At 72.7% G+C, this 20,891-nt stretch carries 20 protein-coding genes; 5 read left to right on the forward strand and 15 right to left on the reverse strand.

The window, feature by feature from the left end; translation table 11 throughout:
* Window positions 1-2 precede the first annotated feature (2 nt).
* The 5 genes from ACFVGW_RS07900 to ACFVGW_RS07920 all read right to left on the reverse strand — a co-directional run bounded on the left by ACFVGW_RS07900 (window position 3) and on the right by ACFVGW_RS07920 (window position 5,005).
* Window positions 3-1,001, reverse strand: coding sequence for a 2-hydroxyacid dehydrogenase (locus tag ACFVGW_RS07900; protein WP_385851236.1), 999 nt, complete (start codon window positions 999-1,001; stop codon window positions 3-5).
* A gap of 135 nt (window positions 1,002-1,136) precedes the next feature.
* On the reverse strand, window positions 1,137-2,165 hold the full coding sequence (locus tag ACFVGW_RS07905; RefSeq protein ID WP_385851237.1) for a 6-phosphofructokinase: 1,029 nt from the start codon (window positions 2,163-2,165) through the stop codon (window positions 1,137-1,139).
* Between the two features lie 161 nt (window positions 2,166-2,326).
* Complete coding sequence (locus ACFVGW_RS07910) at window positions 2,327-3,013, reverse strand: response regulator (protein ID WP_385851238.1); 687 nt, start codon at window positions 3,011-3,013, stop codon at window positions 2,327-2,329.
* Complete coding sequence (gene macS, locus ACFVGW_RS07915) at window positions 3,010-4,236, reverse strand: MacS family sensor histidine kinase (protein ID WP_383221395.1); 1,227 nt, start codon at window positions 4,234-4,236, stop codon at window positions 3,010-3,012. The genes ACFVGW_RS07910 and macS overlap by 4 nt, the downstream gene beginning before the upstream one ends.
* 37 nt (window positions 4,237-4,273) lie before the next feature.
* Window positions 4,274-5,005 carry a lysophospholipid acyltransferase family protein gene (locus tag ACFVGW_RS07920; protein ID WP_352191851.1) on the reverse strand — a complete coding sequence of 244 codons (732 nt, stop codon included), beginning with the start codon at window positions 5,003-5,005 and terminating at the stop codon, window positions 4,274-4,276.
* A gap of 225 nt (window positions 5,006-5,230) precedes the next feature.
* Between ACFVGW_RS07920 and ACFVGW_RS07925 the strand changes: the two genes are divergently transcribed.
* Together ACFVGW_RS07925 and ACFVGW_RS07930 are read left to right on the forward strand one after the other, a co-directional pair.
* A complete protein-coding gene (locus ACFVGW_RS07925; protein WP_383221396.1) occupies window positions 5,231-6,013 on the forward strand; it encodes an alpha/beta hydrolase in 783 nt (260 codons plus the stop codon).
* On the forward strand, window positions 6,006-6,713 hold the full coding sequence (locus tag ACFVGW_RS07930; RefSeq protein WP_385851239.1) for a hypothetical protein: 708 nt from the start codon (window positions 6,006-6,008) through the stop codon (window positions 6,711-6,713). The genes ACFVGW_RS07925 and ACFVGW_RS07930 overlap by 8 nt, the downstream gene beginning before the upstream one ends.
* A gap of 91 nt (window positions 6,714-6,804) precedes the next feature.
* Here ACFVGW_RS07930 and ACFVGW_RS07935 read toward each other — a convergent pair whose 3' ends face one another.
* From ACFVGW_RS07935 to ACFVGW_RS07960, 6 genes are all read right to left on the reverse strand, one after another.
* A complete protein-coding gene (locus ACFVGW_RS07935) occupies window positions 6,805-7,548 on the reverse strand; it encodes an endonuclease/exonuclease/phosphatase family protein (protein WP_385851240.1) in 744 nt (247 codons plus the stop codon).
* 73 nt (window positions 7,549-7,621) lie between these two features.
* On the reverse strand, window positions 7,622-8,563 hold the full coding sequence (locus ACFVGW_RS07940; protein ID WP_352191845.1) for an ROK family glucokinase: 942 nt from the start codon (window positions 8,561-8,563) through the stop codon (window positions 7,622-7,624).
* A gap of 66 nt (window positions 8,564-8,629) precedes the next feature.
* Window positions 8,630-9,073 (reverse strand): DUF5304 domain-containing protein, encoded by a 444-nt coding sequence (locus ACFVGW_RS07945; RefSeq protein ID WP_383221401.1) that lies wholly within the window; start codon window positions 9,071-9,073, stop codon window positions 8,630-8,632.
* Between the two features lie 56 nt (window positions 9,074-9,129).
* Complete coding sequence (locus tag ACFVGW_RS07950) at window positions 9,130-10,245, reverse strand: ArsA family ATPase (RefSeq protein ID WP_385851241.1); 1,116 nt, start codon at window positions 10,243-10,245, stop codon at window positions 9,130-9,132.
* Between the two features lie 157 nt (window positions 10,246-10,402).
* Window positions 10,403-10,846, reverse strand: coding sequence for an SRPBCC family protein (locus ACFVGW_RS07955; RefSeq protein WP_383221404.1), 444 nt, complete (start codon window positions 10,844-10,846; stop codon window positions 10,403-10,405).
* A 90-nt stretch (window positions 10,847-10,936) separates the two neighbouring features.
* The gene (locus ACFVGW_RS07960) at window positions 10,937-11,704 is read right to left on the reverse strand and encodes a metallophosphoesterase (protein WP_385851242.1); all 768 of its coding nucleotides are present in this window, start codon (window positions 11,702-11,704) and stop codon (window positions 10,937-10,939) included.
* Between the two features lie 257 nt (window positions 11,705-11,961).
* On the opposite strand from ACFVGW_RS07960, the gene ACFVGW_RS07965 reads away from it, so the two are divergent.
* Window positions 11,962-13,758, forward strand: coding sequence for an AMP-dependent synthetase/ligase (locus ACFVGW_RS07965; RefSeq protein WP_385851243.1), 1,797 nt, complete (start codon window positions 11,962-11,964; stop codon window positions 13,756-13,758).
* A 234-nt stretch (window positions 13,759-13,992) separates the two neighbouring features.
* Here ACFVGW_RS07965 and ACFVGW_RS07970 read toward each other — a convergent pair whose 3' ends face one another.
* Window positions 13,993-15,135 carry a glycosyltransferase family 4 protein gene (locus ACFVGW_RS07970; protein WP_383229182.1) on the reverse strand — a complete coding sequence of 381 codons (1,143 nt, stop codon included), beginning with the start codon at window positions 15,133-15,135 and terminating at the stop codon, window positions 13,993-13,995.
* A gap of 96 nt (window positions 15,136-15,231) precedes the next feature.
* Between ACFVGW_RS07970 and ACFVGW_RS07975 the strand changes: the two genes are divergently transcribed.
* Window positions 15,232-16,503, forward strand: coding sequence for a glycosyltransferase 87 family protein (locus tag ACFVGW_RS07975; protein ID WP_385851244.1), 1,272 nt, complete (start codon window positions 15,232-15,234; stop codon window positions 16,501-16,503).
* Here the strand turns inward: ACFVGW_RS07975 and ACFVGW_RS07980 are convergent.
* Window positions 16,455-17,786, reverse strand: a complete 1,332-nt coding sequence (locus tag ACFVGW_RS07980; RefSeq protein WP_385851245.1) for an MATE family efflux transporter — start codon at window positions 17,784-17,786, stop codon at window positions 16,455-16,457. The two genes, ACFVGW_RS07975 and ACFVGW_RS07980, sit on opposite strands and share 49 nt — an antisense overlap.
* 94 nt (window positions 17,787-17,880) lie before the next feature.
* Between ACFVGW_RS07980 and ACFVGW_RS07985 the strand changes: the two genes are divergently transcribed.
* The gene (locus ACFVGW_RS07985) at window positions 17,881-18,411 is read left to right on the forward strand and encodes a PadR family transcriptional regulator (RefSeq protein ID WP_385851246.1); all 531 of its coding nucleotides are present in this window, start codon (window positions 17,881-17,883) and stop codon (window positions 18,409-18,411) included.
* 21 nt (window positions 18,412-18,432) lie between these two features.
* On the opposite strand, the gene ACFVGW_RS07990 is transcribed toward ACFVGW_RS07985, so the two are convergent.
* Both ACFVGW_RS07990 and ACFVGW_RS07995 read right to left on the reverse strand, forming a co-directional pair.
* Complete coding sequence (locus ACFVGW_RS07990) at window positions 18,433-19,647, reverse strand: hypothetical protein (protein ID WP_385851247.1); 1,215 nt, start codon at window positions 19,645-19,647, stop codon at window positions 18,433-18,435.
* A 40-nt stretch (window positions 19,648-19,687) separates the two neighbouring features.
* Window positions 19,688-20,707 carry an NlpC/P60 family protein gene (locus ACFVGW_RS07995; RefSeq protein ID WP_385851248.1) on the reverse strand — a complete coding sequence of 340 codons (1,020 nt, stop codon included), beginning with the start codon at window positions 20,705-20,707 and terminating at the stop codon, window positions 19,688-19,690.
* Between the last annotated feature and the right edge of the window lie 184 nt (window positions 20,708-20,891).

The raw sequence follows: 20,891 nt of genomic DNA on the forward strand, positions 1-20,891 counted from the left end.
CCCTAGGAGGCGGCCGGGACCAGGACGTTCTCGCTGTGCCGCCCCGCGGTGTAGTCGAGGACGTTCTGGACGGTCGTGCCGATGATCTGGCCGACCGCATCGACCGTGTAGTACGCCTGGTGCGAGGTGACCACCACGTTCGGGAAGGTCACCAGGCGGGCCAGGATGTCGTCCTCGACGACCTCCAGCGACCTGTCGACGAAGAAGAGCCCGGCCTCCGCTTCGTAGACGTCGAGTCCCACGCCGGTGAACCGGCCGGCGCGGAGCTCGGCCACCAGCGCGTCGGTGTCGACCAGGCCTCCGCGGCTGGAGTTCACGAGGATGGCGTCGTCCCTCATCGTCCTGAGCGCGGCGGCGTCGAGGAGGTGCCGGGTCGCGGGGAGCAGCGGTACGTGCAGGCTGACGAGGTCGGACTCGGCGAGCAGCCGCTCCTTCTCTACGTACTGCATGCCGAGTTCGAGGCAGGCGGGGTTCTCGGCGATGTCCCAGCCGAGGAGGCGCATGCCGAAGCCGTGGGCGATCCGGGTGAACGCCTCGCCGATCTTCCCGGTGCCGAGGACACCGACCGTGCGGCCGCGCAGGTCGCGGCCCATGAGTCCGTCGAGCCGGAAGTCGAAGTCGCGGGTCCGGTTGGAGGCGCGGACGATCCGGCGGTTGACTGCCATGGCCAGGGTCCAGGCGAACTCGGCGACGGAGTACGGGGAGTAGTACGAGACGCGGGCGACGGTCAGGCCCAGCCGCTCGGCGACGTCGAGGTCGATGTTGTTGAAGCCGGTGGAGCGCTGGGCGATGAGTTTCGTGCCGCCGGCGGCGAGGGTGCGCAGGACACCCTCTCCGAGGTCGGCGTTGACGCTCGTGGAGACGATCTCGTGGCCCGCCGCGATGCGGGCGGTGTCCTCGGTGAGGAACACGTCCAGGCAGCGGACGTCGTGGAGTCCCGAGAACGCCTTCTCGATCAGCGGCTTCTCGTCGGCCTGCACACCGAATGCCAGGATTTCCACGGATCCCCTCCCGGGGTTTCGCCGGAATTGTCGGGTACCGGCGAATATACGACCCCGGGAGCGGTCCGCGTCGCAGGCCGGGACGGCCGGGCGGCCGGCCGGAAGACCCGGGCGGCCCCACCGGCGCCTCGTCGCTCAGCCGAAGAAGACGCCCACCTCCGTGTACAGCTCCGGATCGACCGTCTTCAGCCGGGCGGTGGCCTCGGCGATGGGGACGCGGACGATGTCGGTGCCCCGCAGCGCGACCATCTGCCCCCAGGCCCCGTCGCGGACGGCGTCGATGGCGTGCAGACCGAACCGGGTGGCGAGCCAGCGGTCGAAGGCACTGGGCGTGCCGCCGCGCTGCACATGGCCGAGGACGGTGGTCCTGGCCTCGTGGCCCGTCCGTTTCTCGATCTCCTTGGCGAGCCACTCGCCCACGCCGGAGAGCCGGACGTGTCCGTACGAGTCCAGCGTGCCGTCCTTGAGGACCATGTCGCCGTCCCGGGGCATCGCCCCCTCGGCGACGACCACGATCGGGGCGTAGGTGGCCTTGAAGCGGGAGGTGACCCAGGCGCAGACCTGGTCGAGGTCGAAGCGCTGCTCGGGGATGAGGATGACGTTGGCTCCGCCCGCGAGACCGGAGTGCAGCGCGATCCAGCCGGCGTGACGTCCCATCACCTCGACCACCAGGACCCGCATGTGGGACTCGGCGGTGGTGTGCAGCCGGTCGATCGCCTCGGTGGCGATGCCGACGGCCGTGTCGAAGCCGAAGGTGTAGTCGGTGGCGGACAGGTCGTTGTCGATCGTCTTCGGGACGCCGACGCAGCGGACCCCGTACTCGTCGACCAGCCGGGCGGCCGCGCCAAGGGTGTCCTCGCCGCCGATCGCGATCAGCGCGTCGATCTCGTACTTGGCGAGGTTCTCCTTGATCCGGCGGATGCCGTTCTCGGCGGTGAGCGGATTGGTGCGGGAGGAACCGAGGATCGTGCCGCCGCGCGGCAGGATGCCCCGGACGGTGGGGATGTCGAGCGGTACGGCGACGCCTTCCAGGGGGCCGCGCCAGCCGTCACGGAAGCCGGTGAACTCGTAGTCGTACTCCTGGACGCCCTTGCGGACGATGGCGCGGATGACCGCGTTGAGACCGGGGCAGTCGCCGCCTCCGGTCAGTACGCCGACGCGCATGGACCTCTCCTTCGCCGTGCGGACGGGATGCGCGACCCACGCTAATCGTGACGTGGGTCACTTCGACACGGCACGGAGGGTGAATTGTCCTGCGCCGTACGGGCGTACGGCTCCGCGCCCGGGTGGCCGGGCGCGGCGGCGAAAGGGCCTCGACGGCGGCCTCAGGCGTCGTCGAGACCGCGCTCGATCGCGTACCGGACGAGCTCCACCCGGTTGTGCAGCTGAAGCTTGCCGAGCGTGTTCTGGACGTGGTTCTGCACGGTCCGGTGCGAGATCACCAGACGCTCGGCGATCTGCTTGTAGCTCAGGCCCTTGGCCACGAGCCGCAGCACCTCCGTCTCACGCTCGGTCAGCTCGGGCGCCTTCGGCTCGTCCCCGCCGGCGGCCGGAGCGGGCTCGGAGGCGAGCCTGCGGTACTCGCCGAGGACCAGGCCCGCGAGACCGGGAGTGAAGACGGGGTCGCCGGCTGCCGTGCGGCGTACCGCGTCGATCAGCTCGGCCGTGCTGGCCGACTTCAGCAGATAGCCGGTGGCGCCGGACTTGACCGCCTCCAGGACGTCGGCGTGCTCGCCGCTCGCGGAGAGCACCAGGACCCGCAGCGCGGGCATGGCGCCGACCAGCTCCTTGCAGACCTGGACGCCCGGCTTGGCGGGCAGGTTGAGGTCGAGGACGAGCACGTCCGGGCTCACCGCCCCGGCGCGCCGCACCGCCTGCTCGCCGTCGCCCGCGGTGGCCACCACGTCGAACCCGGCCTCGGTCAGGTCGCGGGCGACCGCGTCCCGCCACATCGGATGGTCGTCGACGACCATCACCCTGATCTGCTGCTGCTCGATCTGCTGCTCGCTCATCTCGTTCCCGCCTTCCCCCGTGCGTCCGTCGGGCGTGAGCCCCTCGGGACCTTCAGTTCCACTTCCGTGCCCTGGCCCGGTACCGAGATCAGCTCGGCGGTGCCGCCCAGGTCGCGCAGTCTGCCGCGGATGGAGAGCGCGACACCCATCCGTCCCTCGCCCTCCGCCTGCGCGAGCCGCCCCTCCGGGATGCCGGGCCCGTCGTCCCGTACCGTCACGATCACCTCGTCCGGCCAGTCCTCGACCAGGATCCACGCCCGCGCGTCCTCGCCCGCGTGCACCCGGACGTTGTCCAGGGCCGCTCCGACGGCGGCGGCCAGCTCGCGGCCGGCGGCCTGCGGCAGCAGGACCGGGGCGCCCGGGTCCGAGAGCGTCACCTTCGCCCCGGCGCGCGGGACGAGCAGGGCGCGCAGATCGACCGGGGCGTCGTCGTCCGGCTCCTCGACGAAGCGGACCACCGCCCCTTCGGACTCGTCCTCCGAGACGAGCGACGGCCGGTTCAGCCCGCCGGCGACCAGGGTGCGCAGGGCGATCTCCTGCTCGCCCGCCATCCGGCCCAGTTCGGCGGCCTCTCCGCCCAGAGCCGTACCGCGCCGCTGCACCATCGCCAGGACCTGCAGGACGCTGTCGTGGATGTCCCGGGCGAGGCGCTCCCGCTCCCGGGTCGCGGCCTCGATCTCCAGGGCGCGGGCGAGGGTCCGTTCGGAGGCGCGGGCGACCTCGACGACGTAGCCGATGGCGATGGACGCCACCCACACCAGCAGGACGTTGTGGAGGGTGTCCCGGCTGGGGTGGGCACGCTCGATGATGTTGGCGACGGCGACCAGCGAGGAGGCGAAGCCGGCCCAGCGCCAGCCGCCCTTGATCGCGTACGCGAGGACGGCTCCGGCGGTCCATATCGTCGGCAGGGTGGGCCCGTCGACCGACTGGGCGTGCTGGTCCGCGAGCGGGGTGAGCAGGATGCCGGTCAGCGCGACGGTGAGGTCGGCGATCAGGAAGCGCTTGGTGCAGCTGGCCGCGTTCGCCACCTTGGGCAGGGTGGCGAGGGTCCAGACGCACATGACCGCGAGGAAGGCGACGGCCACCCAGGGCCGTTCGTAGTCGTCCCGGGCGAAGACGAAGATCAGAACGGCGTAGACCATCGTTCCGACGCGGTACGCGGTGAGCGCGCGCCACAGCGGCTGCTCGACCGACATCCGCACGACACGCTCGCGCTTGGCCATCTCCCCCACCCCCGTGGCGCCCCCCGCTGCGCGAGGATCAGGCGCCGGACTCTTCCCGTGCCGCGATCTCGGCCTTGACGGCCTCCTTGGCGGCCTTCTCGGCATCCGCGATCTGGCGCTTGGCGGCCGTCGCGTAGATGTCGACGTACTCCTGGCCGGACAGCTTCATGATCTCGTACATGACCTCGTCGGTCACCGAGCGGAGGATGAAGCGGTCGCCCTCCATGCCGTGGTAGCGGCTGAAGTCGAGCGGCTCGCCGATCCGGATCCCCGGGCGCATCAGCTTGGGGACGACCTTGCCGGGCGGCTGGATCTTCTCGGTGTCGATCATGGCGACCGGGATCACCGGCGCGCCGGTGGCCAGCGCCACGCGCGCGAGCCCGCCGGGCTTGCCCCGGTAGAGCCGGCCGTCGGGCGAGCGGGTGCCCTCGGGGTAGATACCGAAGAGCCCGCCCTTCTCGATGACCTCGATGCCGGCCTTGATCGCCGCCTCGCCCGCGCCGCGGGCGCCGGAGCGGTCCACGGGGAGCTGGCCGACGCCCTTGAAGAAGGCGGCGGTGAGCTTGCCCTTCACTCCGGGCGAGGTGAAGTACTCGGCCTTGGCGATGAAGGTGACCTTGCGATCGAGGACGGCCGGCAGGAAGAAGGAGTCCGAGAAGGAGAGATGGTTGCTCGCGAGGATCGCCGGCCCCTCGGCGGGAATGTTCTCGAGGCCCTCCACCCACGGCCTGAAGGCGAGCTTCAGTGACCCTCCGATGGAGAACTTCATTGCGCCGTAGATCAACTCGAGTACCTTCCGTGTGCCGTCGGACAGACCTTATCCCGCCTTTTCCCGCCTGCCCTCGCGGGTGTGGCCGTGAGCGTGGCACCTTCGTGGATACGGACCTGGTCGGTGTCGGTCCGGTCGCGTACCGTGAAGGCCTTCCCCTTTTGTCGTCGCTTCGTCGAAGCCTCGTCCTCCGCGAAGCCGAACCCCCCCGAACAGGAGACCCCGGTGCCGGTCCTTCCTGGAGCCGAGCCGTACCGCCACGAGGGCGGCAAGGTCGGCGTCCTTCTCTGTCACGGATTCACCGGTTCCCCGCAGTCGATGCGCCCCTGGGCCGAGTACCTGGCCGAGCGCGGACTGACGGTGTCGGTGCCACTGCTGCCCGGTCACGGCACGCGGTGGGAGGACATGCAGCTCACCACCTGGCACGACTGGTACGCGGAGGTCGACCGGGAGCTGCGCGAGCTGGTCGACCGGTGCGAGCAGGTCTTCGTCTTCGGCCTCTCCATGGGCGGGGCGCTGGCGCTGCGCCTCGCGGTCAAGCACGGGGACGCGGTGCGGGGCGTGGTCCTGGTGAACCCGGGCAACAAGGTCCACGGTGTCGCGGCGCACGCGCTGCCGGTCGTCCGCCACTTCGTCCGCTCGACGAACGGCATCGCGAGCGACATCGCCAAGGAGGGCGTGACGGAGCTCGGCTACGACCGGGTGCCGCTGCACGCGGCGCACTCGCTGCGCCGGTTCTTCCAGACGGTGGACGCGGAGCTTCCCCAGGTCACGCAGCCGGTGGTGATCCTGCACAGCCCGCAGGACCATGTGGTGCCGCCCGCCGACACGGCGCGGATCCTGAGCCGGATCTCCTCGACGGACGTGACGGAGATCCTGCTGGAACAGAGCTACCACGTGGCGACGTTGGACCATGACGCGGAGCGGATTTTCGAGGAGAGCCTGGCCTTCGTGGGCCGGCTCGCTCCGGACGTGGTCGGCGAGAAGGGGAGCACGAGCGGTGGCTGAGCAGCAGGACGGGGAGCGCGGCGACCCGCAGCCCATCGACGAGGAGGCGGCCTGGGCCGCGATCGTCGCGGGGTACGGCGAGGAGCCGGCCGACCCTCCGGGGGCGAGGCCGTTCCGGTCGGTGGAGGATCTGGCGCTCCCGGAGCCGGTGGACGGCCAGGACGACGGCGACGCGGACGGCGCGGCGGACACCGACGAGGCCGAGAACGAGGACGAGAACGAGGACGAGAACGAGGACGAAGAAGAGGACGACGAGCACGGGGACGGGGACCGGGACCGCGAAGGTCCCGCCCGGCCCGCACTCGGCAGCTCGGTCGTCTTCGCGCCCGGGGTCGGTGTGGGTCTGACCGGCGGCGGCCCCCGGGACTACGAGCTCGCGGACCCGGACGCCGAGGCTGCGGCCGAGGGTGGCGGGAAGGCGGCGAAGAAGGGCGACGACGACGGCGAGGGCCACTTCGTCCCGCCGGAGCCGCCGCCGCTGCCGGAGGCGGACGCGACGACGAAGTTCGCGTGGCTGGGCGTCGTCGGCGGCCCGGTCCTCATGCTCCTCGCCGTGCTGCTCCGGTGGGACATGACGTGGTGGCTGACCACGGTGTGCGTGGGCGGCTTCCTGGGCGGCTTCGCGACGCTGGTCGCCCGGATGCGGCACGACGACGAGGACGACGACTTCGACGACCCGGGCCGCGGCGCGGTCGTGTGACGGCGCGCACCCCCGCGTACGGCCCCCGCCTCGGTCCGGCGGGGGCCGTCGCATTGCCGGGCCCGTTCCGCGGATCCCCGCCCGGCAGGGGTCAGGAGGCCGGGATCCGTACGGCGGCCAGGACCGGCAGGTGGTCCGTGGCCGCCCGGAGGTCCGCCGGGTCGATGTCCTGCGGTACGCCACAGCCCAGGAACTCCACCCCCGGCGTGGCCAGGATCGCGTCGATGCGCTGATGTGGGTCGTCGGGCGTCGACGTGTACTCGCCGCCCCAGGGGCTGACCGCCCAGCCGTCCTGCAGCTCCTTGGCAAGCCGGGTGAAACTCGGTCCGCCGGGGCGCTCGTTGAGGTCTCCGGCCGCGATCGTGTGCGGGGCACCCATGGCGGCCACCCGGTCCAGGAGCATCCCGGCCTGGGCGTACCGTTCCTCGCTCCGCAGGCTCAGATGACAGCTGATCAGGCCGACCCGGGCGCCCGCGAACCGTACGACGGCGGTGGCGAAGCCGCGCCGGTGCAGGCCGGGGGTGAGCGGCAGCAGCACGTCCTCCGTGCGCTCCACGGTCGCCCGCAGCGAGGACATCAACAGCGGCCCGGCGGCCGTCGCGCCACCGCTGAGCAGGACGAGTTCGCTCTTCGCGGCGAGCCGGGCGGCGTGCTTGCGCCAGCGGAAGAACCGCGGTGCCTCCTGGACGAAGACGAGGTCGGGCGCGCAGGCCCGGATGACCCGGGCGAGGGCGTCCTCGTCGTCCCGCATCGAGCGAATGTTGTAGCAGAGGACCCGGAGGACGGCCGAACCGTCCGCCTCGGTACGGGAGTTGGGCAACGGGGTGATCGCCATGCCCAGCAACATACGACACCCGCCCGCCGGTCCCCAGAGGACGCGGCGGGCGGGTGTCGGGTGTACTGGAAAGCTAGCCCTGGCGGGCCAGGTCGGCCGCGCCGACCAGGCCGGCCTTGCCGCCGAGCTGGGCGGCGAGGACCTGGGCGTGCGGGCGCCACTGGCCGCCGATCAGCCAGCGCCGGAAGGACTTCCGGATCGGCTCGAGGACCAGCTCGCCCTCGTCGGAGACACCGCCGCCGACGATGAAGGCGGACGGGTCGAAGAGCGAGGCGAGGTCGGCGAGGCCGGCGCCGGCCCAGCGGGCCAGCTCGCGGAAGGAGTCCACGGCCACCGGGTCGCCCGCGCGGGCCGCCTGGCTGATGTGCTTGCCCTCGATGCCCCCGACGGTGCCGTCGCCGAGGCCGAGGAGGACCTGGGCGCGCTCGGGGGTGGCGTTGGCGCGCTGCTTGGCGTACCGGACGAGCGCGCGCCCGGAGGCGTACTGCTCCCAGCAGCCCTGGCTGCCGCAGCCGCAGAGCAGGCCGTCCGGGACGACCCGGATGTGGCCGAACTCCGCCGCCACGCCGAAGCGTCCGCGGCGCAGCTTGTTGCCGATGATGATGCCGCCGCCGAGGCCGGTGCCCAGCGTGATGCAGATGACGTCCTCGTGGCCCTTGCCCGCGCCGAACTTGTACTCGCCCCAGGCCGCCGCGTTCGCGTCGTTCTCGACGACGACCGGCAGACCGACCCGCTGCTCGACCTTGTCCTTCAGCGGCTCGTGCCGCCAGTCGATGTTCGGCGCGAAGAGGACGGTGGCGCGCTTGTCGTCGACGTAGCCCGCGGCACCGATGCCCACAGCCTCGATCTCGTGGCCCTTGCCGGCCTCGGAGACAGCGGCGCAGATCGCGTCGACGATGCCCTCGGGGGTCGGCGGGGTGGGCACCTTGTGCGTGTCGAGGATGTTGCCCTCCTCGTCGACCACGCCGGCCGCGATCTTCGTGCCGCCGATGTCGACGCCGATGGTGAGTCCCATGTGTCCCTCAGTTTTCGGTCGAGCCCCGCTAAGGCCAACCGTACCCGAGGGGGCCGACCGTCCTGATCAGTCCAGGTCGATGTGCTGCCCGGTTCCGGGCCCCTCGTCGTCCCTCTTCGCGTCCTCGGGCCGCTCGGCCGGGGCCTGTCTGCGCGGGTCGCCCGGCTCGTCGCGCGTCCAGCGCGTCTCGTGGTTCTCGACCGCCGAGCGGTACGCGGCGAGCAGCTCGTTGCCTGCCGCGGCGAGGTGGTCGAAGACCTGCGGGTTGCGCTCGATGATCGGCTCGACGGCGGCCTTCGCCTGGTTGACGAACTGCTGCACCGTGCCCTGGGCGGCCATGCCCGTCAGCGGTCCGCGCAGCGTGGAGACCTTCTCGGCGACGGCGTCGAAGAGCTTGCGGAACTCCTCGGCGGCCGAGCCGGGCTCCTGGCCTGCCGCGGCGCGGCGGCGGGCCTTCTCGGCCTCCAGGTCCTCGGCGCACGCCTTGGCCCAGGCATCCGAATCGCTCATGGCGTACTCCTTACGGCTTATACCGTCGACGGTACACGGCGTCGGGGGCCTCGGGGCTACGGCCGCTTCGGCCAGAGACCGGTGTCCGGGGTGAACCTGATCCGGAGATCGCCCTCGACCAGTCCGGCACCGGCGACCGTGCAGCGGCGCAGGGCGGCCGGCAGCGGGACGTTGCGGCGGAACGGCCCGACGGCGAGGAGCAGTTCGTCGCCCCGGCGGACGAGGGACAGCTCGTCCTTGACGGCGCCGGGCAGCGGGATGTGCCAGACCAGGATGCCGTCCTCGGCGCGGCGGTCCTCGACGGTCCACTCCGGGGCCGCGGCGGGCTTGGCGTCGACGGCGAGCAGGGCGAGGTCCTCGGGGCCGCGAGGGTCCCGGCCGAGGTGCGGGAGCGCGTGGACGGCTCCGTCGTGTCCGGTACGGAGCCGGGCCAGGTGCTCGTGCTGCTGGGCGGTCAGCGCGGCGAACCAGGGGTCGGCCGACTCGGCGGGGAGCAGCTTGTTGGCGACGACGGCGTCGAGGGTGAGGCCGTGGAGCGCGAGCCCGAGGCGGGCGGTGCGCAGGGTGTCGGTGGCGGCGGGCCCCGGCTCGACGACGAGGCGGACGCCGGTGGTGGGGGCGTCGACGACGGCCTGGACGGCGGCGAGCTCGGCCTCCCAGCGGGCGGTCGTCTCGAAGAGCCACTGCGCGGGCATGGGGACGCCGGCGAGCTGGGCCAGCATGGGGCGCAGTGCGCGGGCGGCCTGCCGTTCGGGCGGCAGGAGCCGGCGGAGGTAGCGGCGCAGCTGCTCGGGCAGGGCGAGGAGGGCGAGGGCGTCCCGGAGCGGGGGCAGGTCGACGACGACGAGGTCCCGGTCCTGGGCGGCGGCGTCGCGCAGCGCGCGGAGGAGGGCGAAGGGGGCGCTGCCGGGGAGTTCGGTGAGCTCGGCGTCCTCGAAGGGGGTGGCGCCCAGGAGGTCGAGGGCGGTGGTGGAGCGCTCCTGCAGGGCGAGGAACTCGCGCCGGAAGTCGGCGGCGGGGCTCGGCCGGAGGACGTCGACGCCGAGGCCCTCGTCGGCCTCGGCGGAGACGAGCAGGACGCGTCGTCCGGCGTGGGCTTCGGCGAGGGCGGCGGCGGCGGCGACGGTGGTGCGGCCGGCGCCGCCGGCACCGGTGACAAGCATGATCCCCATGGCGGGGAACGTTACCCCCACCGCGAACCGGCACCCCGGCTGTGGGCATCTGTCCCGCTGGACCGGGGGCCCCGGACGAAGTCTGGGAGAACCCCCACCGCTCCAGCGGGACGACTGCCCACACGGGCGGGGTGGGCGGGCCCGCCGATGGGAGCGGTCACGCGCCTGATTCGACTCGCTTCTTCAGGCCCGCCAGCGCGCGGTCGATGATGACCTTCTCCGCCTTGCGCTTGATCATCCCCAGCATCGGGATCTTCACGTCCACCGTCAGCTGGTACGTCACCTCGGTCCGCGTCCCGCCGCCCGCGGGCGCCAGCCGGTAGGAACCGTCGAGCGCGCGGAGCATCTGGGACTTGACCAGCGTCCAGGAGACCTCGTCGTCGCCGGTCCAGGTGTACGCCAGCGTGTGGTCGTCCTTGATCGCGCCCGCGTCGAGCAGCAGCCGGACCTTCCCCGCGCGGCCGGCCGCGTCCTTCTCCAGGACCTCGGCCTCCTTCACCTCGCCCGTCCACTCGGGGTAGCGCGCGAAGTCGGCGATGACGCTCATGACGTCGGCCGGTGCCGCCTCGATGGTGATGCTCGAGCTGGTGTGTTCGGCCATCGTGGTGGCTCCTCCACTGTGCGGTCCGGCGGAAGTCGTAAGGGCACGAGCGTGCCGACCGAAGGCTATCGCGCCGTCACCGGACGCCCGTCACCACTCCAGCGTCCAGGGCCTGCCCGTCGCCGCGAAGTGGCCGACGTTCACGCATTCCGTGCTCCCGACCCGCATCCGCCGCACCAGCGGCTGGTGGACGTGGCCGAAGAGCGCGTACCGCGGCCGCGTGCGCCGGATCGCGTCGAGCAGCGCCCGGCTGCCGCGCTCGAAGCGCCGCGGCACCGTGTCGTACGTCAGCTCCGGCACGTCCGGCGGGATGTGGCTGCACAGCACGTCGACCTCGCCGAGCGCCTCGACCTTCGCCGCGTACTCCTCGTCGGAGATCTCGTACGGCGTCCGCATCGCGGTCCGCAGCCCGCCGCCCACGAAGCCGAAGACCAGGCCGTCGAGCTCGATCCGCTCACCGTCCAGGACCGTCGTCCCGGGGCGGGCGTACTCGTGCCAGAGGCCGGGGATGTCGACGTTGCCGTACGTCGCGTACGTCGGGCTCGGGAAGGCCGCGAAGAGCTCCTCGTACTGGCGGCGGACCGCGGACTCGATCGCGGTGTCGCGGTCGACGGCGAGCTCGGACCAGAGACGTCGCCCCAGGTCACGCGCCTCGTCGAAGCGCCGGGCGGTGCGCAGTTCGACGATTCTGTCGGCGTTCTCGACACCGAAGAGGTCCGGGAAGATGCCCCGGCTGTGGTCGGCGTAGTCGAGGAAGAGCACCAGGTCACCGAGACAGACCAGGGCGTCCGCGCCCTGCCCCGCCTTGGCGAGGGCCCCGCTGTTCCCGTGTACGTCACTGACCACGTTGATCCTCATGCGGTTCAGCGTAGGGCGTCGGACCTGCGGTTACTTCCGAGTCGTCAAAGCTGTGGACTACTGTGCGCGAAGCATCGCCACAGCTGTGTGACGCATGGAACATCTGGCCAGGACCCCCTATCGGGAACCCAGTACTGATGGGTAACGTCCGGGCAGTCCAGTTGTGCTCACCCCCACTGAGCACCTGCCCGATCTTGGACCGCACCGGTGCATTCACACAGAGCCGTGGCGCCGGCGCCCGATGAGGAGCAGCAGTCTTGCGCGAGTTCAGCCTTCCGGCCCTGTACGAGGTCCCCTCGGACGGCAACCTGACGGATCTCATCCGCCGCAACGCCACTCAGCACCCAGACACCGCCGTGATGGGACGCAAGGTGGCCGGCGTCTGGACCGACGTCACCGCCAAGGAGTTCCTCGCCGAGGTCCGCGGGGCCGCCAAGGGCCTGATCGCCGCCGGCGTCGAGCCGGGCGACCGCGTGGCCCTGCTGTCCAGGACGCGGTACGAGTGGGTGCTCCTCGACTTCGCGATCTGGAGCGCGGGCGCGGTGACCGTGCCGGTGTACGAGACCAGCTCGCCGGAGCAGATCCAGTGGATCCTCGGCGACTCGGGCGCCACGCTCGCCATCGTCGAGTCGGCGGCCCACCAGGAGGCGGTGGTCTCGGTCCAGGCGAACCTGCCGGCCCTCAAGGGGATCTGGCAGATCGACGAGGACGCGGTCGGGCACCTCACGGGGACCGGCGAGGACGTCTCGGACGAGCTCCTCGACCAGCGGATGTCGTCCGCGCACGCGGACGACCCGGCGACGATCGTCTACACCTCGGGCACCACCGGCCGCCCCAAGGGCTGTGTGCTGACGCACCGCGCGTTCTTCGCCGAGTGCGGCAACGTCGTGGAGCGCCTGAAGCCGCTCTTCCGTACCGGCGAGTGCTCGGTCCTGCTGTTCCTGCCGGCCGCGCACGTCTTCGGGCGCCTGGTCGAGGTCGCCTCGGTGATGGCGCCGATCAAGCTGGGCTGCGTACCGGACATCAAGAACCTCACCGACGAGCTGGCCTCCTTCCGGCCGACGCTGATCCTCGGTGTGCCGCGCGTCTTCGAGAAGGTCTACAACTCGGCGCGGGCGAAGGCCCAGGCCGACGGCAAGGGCAAGATCTTCGACAAGGCTGCGCACACGGCGATCGCGTACAGCCGGGCGATCGGCACGCCGCAGGGCCCGTCCCTCGGCCTGCGGCTCAAGCACAAGCTCTTCGACAAGCTGGTCTTCTCCAAGCTGCGTGCGGTGCTCGGCGGGCGAGGCGAGTACGCGATCTCGGGCGGCGCGCCGCTCGGTGAGCGGCTCGGCCACTTCTTCCGCGGGATCGGCTTCACGGTCCTGGAGGGCTACGGCCTGACGGAGTCGTGCGCGGCGACCGCCTTCAACCCGTGGGACCGGCAGAAGATCGGCACGGTCGGGCAGCCGCTGCCGGGCTCGGTGGTGCGGATCGCCGACGACGGCGAGGTGCTGCTGCACGGCGAGCACATCTTCTCGGGCTACTGGCAGAACGAGACGGCGACGGCCGAGGCGCTGGCGGACGGCTGGTTCCACACGGGCGACATCGGCACGCTCGACGAGGACGGCTACCTCGCGATCACCGGCCGGAAGAAGGAGATCCTGGTGACGGCGGGCGGCAAGAACGTCGCCCCGGCGGTCATCGAGGACCGGATCCGGGCCCACGCGCTGGTCGCGGAGTGCATGGTGGTCGGCGACGGGCGCCCGTTCGTGGGCGCGCTGGTCACCCTGGACGAGGAGTTCCTGGGCCGCTGGGCGGCCGAGCACGGCAAGCCCGCGGACGCGACGGCCGCGTCGCTGCGCGACGACGCCGACCTGCTCGCCGAGGTCCAGCGGGCGGTGGACGACGGCAACGCGGCGGTGTCGAAGGCCGAGTCGGTCCGGAAGTTCCGCGTCCTGCCGGCCCAGTTCACGGAGGAGGCGGGCCACATCACGCCGTCGCTGAAGCTGAAGCGGAACGTGGTGGCGAAGGACTTCGCCGACGATATCGAGGCGATCTACCGCGCCTAGCGCGGAACCCGGATACGTGAGTCGGGCCCCTCACCGCACCAGCGGGTGAGGGGCCCGACGCACGTCCCGGGCGAGGCCCGGCGGGCGGCGGCCTCGCACCGCAAGCGGGGTACCCGCCCCGGGCGAGGACGCAGCGCCGCGAGCAGCGGCCTCGCACCGCAGGCGCGGGCGCAGCCCCAGGCGCGGGCCGCAGCCTCTCGGCGCTTGTGTGCCTAGGGTGGGTCCTCGCGGCTCCTACAGCAGTTCCCTCAGACGCTCCGCCAGGAGGTCCCAGCGCCAGCGCTCCTCCACCCAGTCACGGCCGCGGGCGCCCATGCGGGCGCGCAGCTCCGGGTCGAGCAGGAGCGTCGCGATGCGGTCCGCCGACTCCTCCGGGGCGTCGCCCCTGACCACCCAGCCCGTCTCGCCGTCCAGGACCGCGTCCGGCGCGCCGCCCGAGTCGCCCGCGACGACCGGCAGGCCCGTGGCCGAGGCCTCCAGGTAGACGATGCCGAGGCCCTCGACGTCCAGGCCGCCGCGGCGGGTGCGGCAGGGCATCGCGAAGACGTCCCCGGCGCCGTAGTGGGCCGGCAGCTCCTCCCAGGGCACCGCGCCGGTGAACCGTACGGAATCGGCCACCCCGGTCGTCGCCGCGAGGCGCCGCAGGTCCTTCTCGTACGGCCCGCCGCCGACGATCAGCAGCACCGCGTCCGGCACCCGGCGCAGGATCCGGGGCAGGGCGCGGATCAGCGTGTCCTGGCCCTTGCGCGGGACGAGCCGGGAGACGCACACGACCACGGGCCGGTCGCTGAGCCCGAGCCGCTCCCGTACCGCGTCCCCGCCCGAGCCCGGGTGGAAGGTCTTCTCGTCCACGCCCGGCGGGAGCTGCACCATCCGCCCGGCCGCGGCCGGGGTCAGCGCGGCGGCGATCCGCGAGCGGGTGTACTCGCCGAGGTACGTGATCGTGTCCGTGCCCTCGCCGATCCGCCGCAGCAGCTGCCGGGAGCCGGGCAGCTGCGCCCAGCCCGCCTCGTGCCCGTGGGTCGTCGCCACGAGCCGTCGCGCGCCCGCCCTGCGCAGCGCTGGGGCCATCAGGCCGAGCGGAGCCGCGGCCCCGAACCAGACCGACGCACAGCCGTGCTCACGGAGCAGCGACGTCGCGCGCGCGGTGACCCGAGGTGTGGGCAACAGCATGGTGGTGCTGTCCCGCACGACCGTGAAAGGCTGCTCGGCGTCGAACGCGGCGGTCGCCTCGATCCCCTCGCGGCTGCGCTTCCACGTGGAGGCGTAGACCACGATCTTCTCGGGATCCAGACGCAGCGCCATGTTGTGCAGGAACGCCTGGATTCCACCGGGTCGGGGCGGGAAGTCGTTGGTTACGATCAGGGTCTTGTGCATCGTCGCCGAATGTACGTGACGGCACCCCCCGCCCGGCAACACCACCCGTCCGCGGACCGCGGACCGAACAGACCGACAGGATGGGACGAGGTAGGCATGACGGGCGTACTGGGTACGGCTGCCGAGCGCGCGAGACGAAACCCCATAGTGCTCTGGGGGCTCACCCGGATCGTTCTGCTCCTCTGTGTCTTCAAGGTCGTCACGGTCCCGGGGCCGGACATCACCAGTGACATCGAGCAGATCTACCAGGGCTGGTTCGAGGTCCTGAAGACCGGCACGTACCCGCTGGACGACGTGACCTGGCAGTACCCGCCGCTCGCCGCCCTCGCGATCCTCTCCCCCGCGGTGCTGCCGTTCCTCGGCTACTCCGCGGCCTTCTTCGTCCTCGCCTTCCTCTGCGACGCGCTCGTCTTCGCGCTGCTGATGTACACGGGCCGGCGGCGCGGCCGGAGCCGGCACGGCGCCTGGATCTGGATCGCGGGCGTCCCGCTGCTCGGTCCGACCGCGTACGCCCGCTACGACCTGATGGTCACCGCGGTGGCGGTGGCCGCGCTGCTCGCCGGCGTCCACCGGCCGCGCGTCCTCGGCGCCCTGGCGGGCTTCGGGGCGATGCTGAAGGTCTGGCCGGCGCTGCTGCTCGCGGGTACGCCCCGCGGCCGTGCGACGCTGCGCTCGTGGTCGACGGCGGCCGGGGCGGCGGCCGGGCTGCTGCTCCTGTGCGTGCTCGCGGCGCCCGGGGCGCTGGCCTTCCTGACGTACCAGCGTGATCGGGGACTCGAACTGGAGTCCCTGGGGGCGATGGTCTTCCATGTGGCCCGGCACCTCGGCTGGGACGGCGTGGCGCAGATGAACTACGGCTCGATCGAGTTCCTCGGCCCGTACGTCTCCTCCGTCGCCACGGTCGCGATGGGCCTGACGATCGCCGCCTTCTGCTGGCTGCTGGTGTGGCGGATACGCGCCCGGCGGTTCGCCTCGACGACCCCCGCGGACGCGGCGTTCGTGGCGGTGCTGCTCTTCACCACCACGAGCCGGGTGATCAGCCCGCAGTACATGCTCTGGCTGGTCGGTCTGGCCGCGGTGTGCCTGGCCTACCGGGCGAGCCGGATGCAGAAGCCGGCGCATCTGGTGGTGTGGGCGACGGCGGTGACGCAGTTCGAGTTCCCGGTGTGGTTCTCGCATGTGACGGACAGCGACCCGCTGGGCATCGCGCTGCTGCTCATACGGAACGGGCTGCTGGTCGCCGCGTCGGTCTCGGCCTGTCGCGTCCTCTGGCAGCAGACGGTCACCGAGCCGCGGCTCACCCCGGTGAAGATCCCGGCTCAGGCGGAGCCGGAACCGGAGCGCGCGCGGAGCCTGCCGGTCGGCTGAGGGACGGGCGTACGGCGGTGCAGCAGCCCCAGGGCCGCGCACTGACCCGCCATGGCGAGGGCCATGGCACAGCAGATTCCGGGGAGGCCCAGGCCTGAGAGGGCGTGGGCGAGCGGGAGTTGGGCCAGGACGCCGAGGACGGTGATCCTGGCGAGGCGGGGGCTGTCCCCGGCGCCCTCGAAGACTCCGGCCAGGGCGATGAACCCGGCCGTCAGGATCAGATACGGCCCCAGGCAGCGCAGGAAGAGCGCGCCGGCGGCCGCGACGTCCGGCGCGGCGCCGAAGCCGCGCATCAGGAGTCCGGCGGTCACGAGCAGCAGGACGGCCGCGGTCGTCCCCAGGGCCGCCCCGAGGAGCAGGGCCTGCCGGCCGACGGCCCGGCGTTCGTCCCGGCCCGAGCCGAGCAGATGCGCGGTGTGGATGGCGGCGGCCTGACGCACGGCGTAGAAGGCCATCGTGGCGACGTACATGGCCTTGGTGGCGATGCCGTAGGCCGCGACGGAGGTGACGCCGAGCCGGGCCACGGCGGCGACGAGGGCCAGGGTGCCCGCCATCCGCACGACGAAGTCGACGGACATGGGCAGTCCGGTGGCGACGGTACGGCGCAGCGCTGCGATCGTCCCCTCCGAGGGCGGGGCGGACCGTGCCGCGCGCAGGAGCGGGTTGCGGCGCACGGCGAGCAGTCCGGCGGCGAGGGCGACGGAGCGGCCGAGGACGGTGGCGAGGGCGGCGCCCTGCACCCCGTACGCATGGATGAGCAGCGGGTCGAGGACCAGGATGAGCCCGTTGGCGAGGAAGGCGAGCCGCATGGGCGTGCGGGTGTCGCCCGCGCCCTTGAGGATGCCGTCGACGACGGTGATCGCGAAGAAGACGGCCGTGCCGGGGAGCGAGATCGCGAAGTAGGCGGTGGCGAGGGCGTGGGCGGGGGTGCCGGCCCCGCCGAGGACGAGGCCGGCGAGGGGTTCGCGCAGGAGGTAGCCGCCGAGCGCGACGGGCGGGACGAGCAGGGCCCCGAGCAGCCGTCCGCCGCGGACGGCCGACCGGACGGCGGCGGGGTCGCCGGCACCCCGGGCGCGGGAGACGAGGACGGTGGTGCCGGAGGCGGCCATGAGGACGACGCCGAGTGCGACGTTCTCGGCGTTCGTGGCGACGGCGACGGCCGCGACGGCGTCGCCGCCGAGGCGGGCGACCCAGACCATGGTGATGATCCCGGCGGCGACGGAGGCGAGAAGCTCGAAGTAGACGGGGTGGGCGAGCCGGATCAGGGTGCGGCGGTGGGTCATGACGGTCCCCCTCGAAACGAGATACCTCGATTCGAGGCACCTCGAAAAGAGGTAGCATGGCACACGGGCCGGGGACAAGCGCGAAGGAGAGCAGGTGCTGGAACTGACGATCCTCGGCTTCCTGTACGGGAAGCCGCTGCACGGATACGAGCTGAAGGACCGCATCCAGGGGCTGAGCGGCCACGTGCGCCCGGTCAGCGACGGAGCGCTCTACCCGGCGATCACCCGCATGGTGAAGGCGGGCCTGCTGGAGCGGCACACGGAACCGGGTACGAGCTCGGCGCCGAGGAGGACGCTGTCGCTGACCCCCGAGGGCCGTGAGGAGCTCTTCGCCCGGCTGCGCGACCCCAAGGACGCGGACATCACCGACGGCCAGCGCTTCTTCACGCTCCTCGCCTTCCTGGGCCTGCTGCCCTCCCCGGCGGACCAGGCGGCGGTACTGCGCCGCCGCCAGACCTTCCTGAACACCCCGGCCAGCTTCTTCTACCGGGACGGCGCACCGGTCCGCGCCGAGGAGGAACCCGACCTCTTCCGCCAGGGCATGCTGAGGATCGCCCGCGCGACGGGCACGGCGGAGAAGGAGTGGCTGACGGAGGCCCTGCACACGCTGGAGGCCCCCGCCTGAGCGGCCGGGCGGCCCCGCTCGCTACGTCAGGCGGTCCCGCACGTACTCCCGCCAGGCCGTCGTGAACTCGTCCGGGGTCGTGGCGAGGACCTCGCCGAGGGCCTTCTCCAGCGCGCCCTCGCGCTGCGGGTGGGCGCCCACCGCGCGGTAGAAGGCGGTGAGCTTCGCCTCGCCCCAGCGCTCCGCGATCAGCGCGCAGGCCAGCCAGCCGCCCTCGTAGGCGCGGGCCAGGGCGTCGGCGTCGCTGCCGAAGGCGAAGGCCTTGTCGTCCGGGAGCGCCGGGGGCGTGTGACCCGCGCGGACCGCGCGGCGCAGCTCCGGGGCCGCCTGGGCGGCCGTGCGGCCCGTGCCCCGGTACGCGACCCAGTCGGCGAAGCCCTCGGATAGCCAGACCGGGGTGGACGCGGAGGTGGCGGCACGGGTGGCCACGTGGGTCGTCTCGTGCGTGAGGACGACCTGCTGACCGAAGCCCCCGAGGACCCCGTACGCCTCGGGGTTGACGATCACCCGGTCCGCGGGCGCGTCCGGCCCGCCGCCGACCTCCCCGGTCGTGACCGCCGCTATCCCCCGGTACGAGGCCGCCGGCGCCCCGAGCAGCCCGCCCATGGCGTCCAGCGAGGCGGGGACGAGGACCACCACACGGCCCGCCCACGCCCCTGCCCAGGCCGACGAGACCGCGGGCACCGCCCGGTCGGCCTCCGCCGCGACGGCCTTGAGCCGCTCCTCCGGCTGCCCGACGCCGAGGACGAGGGTGCGCGCTCCTCGTACCGCGTCCACCTCGCCCTGCTGCCACAGCTGCTGGACGGCACCCTCGGCGGGCCGTTCACCGGACATGTACCACCGGCCGCCGCGTTCCGTCAGGTCCAGGACGCGCTCGGTGGTGACCGGCCCGGAGTCGTAGCCGGCGATCCGGTGGCTGAGTTCGGCGCGGACCGTCGCCCGGTCCTGCCCCGCCCGGTCCACATCCGTCACGTGGTACTCCCACGACGCGAGCGGCACCTCCGTGAGCCGGTCGAACTCCCTGAGCGCGGAGGGCGCGTACGCCGGGTCGAGCCCCACGGCGTACGCCGTCTCGTCACGGGCGAGCAGCGCCCGCGCGTGCCGGTCGAGGAGGGTACGGATCTCCTGGGGCGCCGGGTCGGGCGTCTCCGGGGCCGCGCAGCCGCCGAGGGCGAGCAGGACGGCCGCCAGACAGGCTGCCGCCCGTCGCACCGCTCCACGCCCCTGACCTGCCACGCACCCGATCGTACGGGCAGACGAACGGACAGGCGTCCGGTCAGACCCGCGTCACCGTCACGTGGGACATCATCCCGACGGGGTCGTAGCGCACCCGCGCGCCGGGATAGGGAGCGTGGATGACCTGTCCGCCGCCCGCGTAGATCCCGACGTGGCTGGCGTCGCCGCGGTACGTGACGAGGTCGCCCGGCTGCGCCTGCGAGAGCGGCACCCGGCGGCCCGCGTTCCGCTGGGCCGCCGAGGTCCGCGGGAGGCTGATGCCGGCCTGCCGGTACGACCAGACCATCAGGCCGGAGCAGTCGAACGCGGACGGCCCGGTCGCGCCCCACACGTACGGCTTGCCGATGGCGCTGCGGGCGGCGATCACCGCGGCGGCGGCGCGCGAGGAGGCCGGGCCGAGGTCGGCGAGCGGTGGCAGCTCCCCGGCCGCTCCGTCCCGGCCCGACCGGGAGGCCCGGCCCTCGAACTCCGCCCGCTCCTCGTCCGTCAGCGACTGCAGCAGCCGGCGGGCCTCGGCGAGCTTCCGCTCGACGGTGCGCTTGTGCCGGGCGACCTGGGTGCGGCTGCGCTCCAGCTCGGCGAGGAGCCGGCCGGCCTCGGTCCGCTCCTGGTTCAGCCGGCGCAGCTCGTGCTGGAGCCGGCCCAGCGCCACGCTCTGCCGGTCGGTCACGCGGTCGAGGACGGAGGCCCGGTCGAGGTACGAGTCGGGGTCGGAGGAGAGCAGCAGCGCGAGGGCGGGGTCGATCCCGCCGGAGCGGTACTGGGCCCCGGCCACCGAACCGAGCGCGCCCCGCATGCGGTTGATGCGTTCCTGGCCGCGCGCCACGCTGTCCTTCGCCCGGGAGACCTTCCCGCGGAGCTCGTCTGCCCGCTCGTCGGCCTTGTTGTAGCCCTCGGTGGCCTTCTCGGCCTCCTCGAAGAGCCGGTCGACGGTGGCGCGCGTCGTCTCCGGGGTGCCGCCCGGGTCGGCGCTCGCCGGGACGGCGCCGAAGGCCGTGGCCGCGGTGGCCGCGGCGGCGGTCAGGACGGTGACCCTCGCAGGTCGTCGGTGGGACGCCACGTATCGCGCTCCGTTCGGTGTTACCCAGACTGGCGCGGCAGACAGTAGCCGGTGATCACTCTCCGTCCAACGAAGGTTCCCGACACGCAAAGTGACGCCCCGCCGGAGACCACAGGTCACCGGCGGGGCGTCACGTCATCGAGAGATGCGACATTCCACCCGATTGGGCGTCACGTCGGAGCGC

Source organism: Streptomyces sp. NPDC127129 (genome assembly GCF_042671585.1).
Classification (GTDB): Bacteria; Actinomycetota; Actinomycetes; order Streptomycetales; family Streptomycetaceae; genus Streptomyces.

Coding starts and splice junctions, on each gene's coding strand:
- ACFVGW_RS07970 (WP_383229182.1), bottom strand. CDS start 15,135: ATGCACAAGACCCTGATCGTAACCAACGACTTCCCGCCCCGACCCGGT.
- ACFVGW_RS07940 (WP_352191845.1), bottom strand. CDS start 8,563: ATGGGACTCACCATCGGCGTCGACATCGGCGGCACGAAGATCGCGGCC.
- ACFVGW_RS07905 (WP_385851237.1), bottom strand. CDS start 2,165: ATGCGCGTCGGCGTACTGACCGGAGGCGGCGACTGCCCCGGTCTCAAC.
- ACFVGW_RS07950 (WP_385851241.1), bottom strand. CDS start 10,245: ATGGGGATCATGCTTGTCACCGGTGCCGGCGGCGCCGGCCGCACCACC.
- ACFVGW_RS07920 (WP_352191851.1), bottom strand. CDS start 5,005: ATGAAGTTCTCCATCGGAGGGTCACTGAAGCTCGCCTTCAGGCCGTGG.
- macS (WP_383221395.1), bottom strand. CDS start 4,236: ATGGCCAAGCGCGAGCGTGTCGTGCGGATGTCGGTCGAGCAGCCGCTG.
- ACFVGW_RS07955 (WP_383221404.1), bottom strand. CDS start 10,846: ATGGCCGAACACACCAGCTCGAGCATCACCATCGAGGCGGCACCGGCC.
- ACFVGW_RS07960 (WP_385851242.1), bottom strand. CDS start 11,704: ATGAGGATCAACGTGGTCAGTGACGTACACGGGAACAGCGGGGCCCTC.
- ACFVGW_RS07945 (WP_383221401.1), bottom strand. CDS start 9,073: ATGAGCGATTCGGATGCCTGGGCCAAGGCGTGCGCCGAGGACCTGGAG.
- ACFVGW_RS07935 (WP_385851240.1), bottom strand. CDS start 7,548: ATGGCGATCACCCCGTTGCCCAACTCCCGTACCGAGGCGGACGGTTCG.
- ACFVGW_RS07975 (WP_385851244.1), top strand. CDS start 15,232: ATGACGGGCGTACTGGGTACGGCTGCCGAGCGCGCGAGACGAAACCCC.
- ACFVGW_RS07980 (WP_385851245.1), bottom strand. CDS start 17,786: ATGACCCACCGCCGCACCCTGATCCGGCTCGCCCACCCCGTCTACTTC.
- ACFVGW_RS07910 (WP_385851238.1), bottom strand. CDS start 3,013: ATGAGCGAGCAGCAGATCGAGCAGCAGCAGATCAGGGTGATGGTCGTC.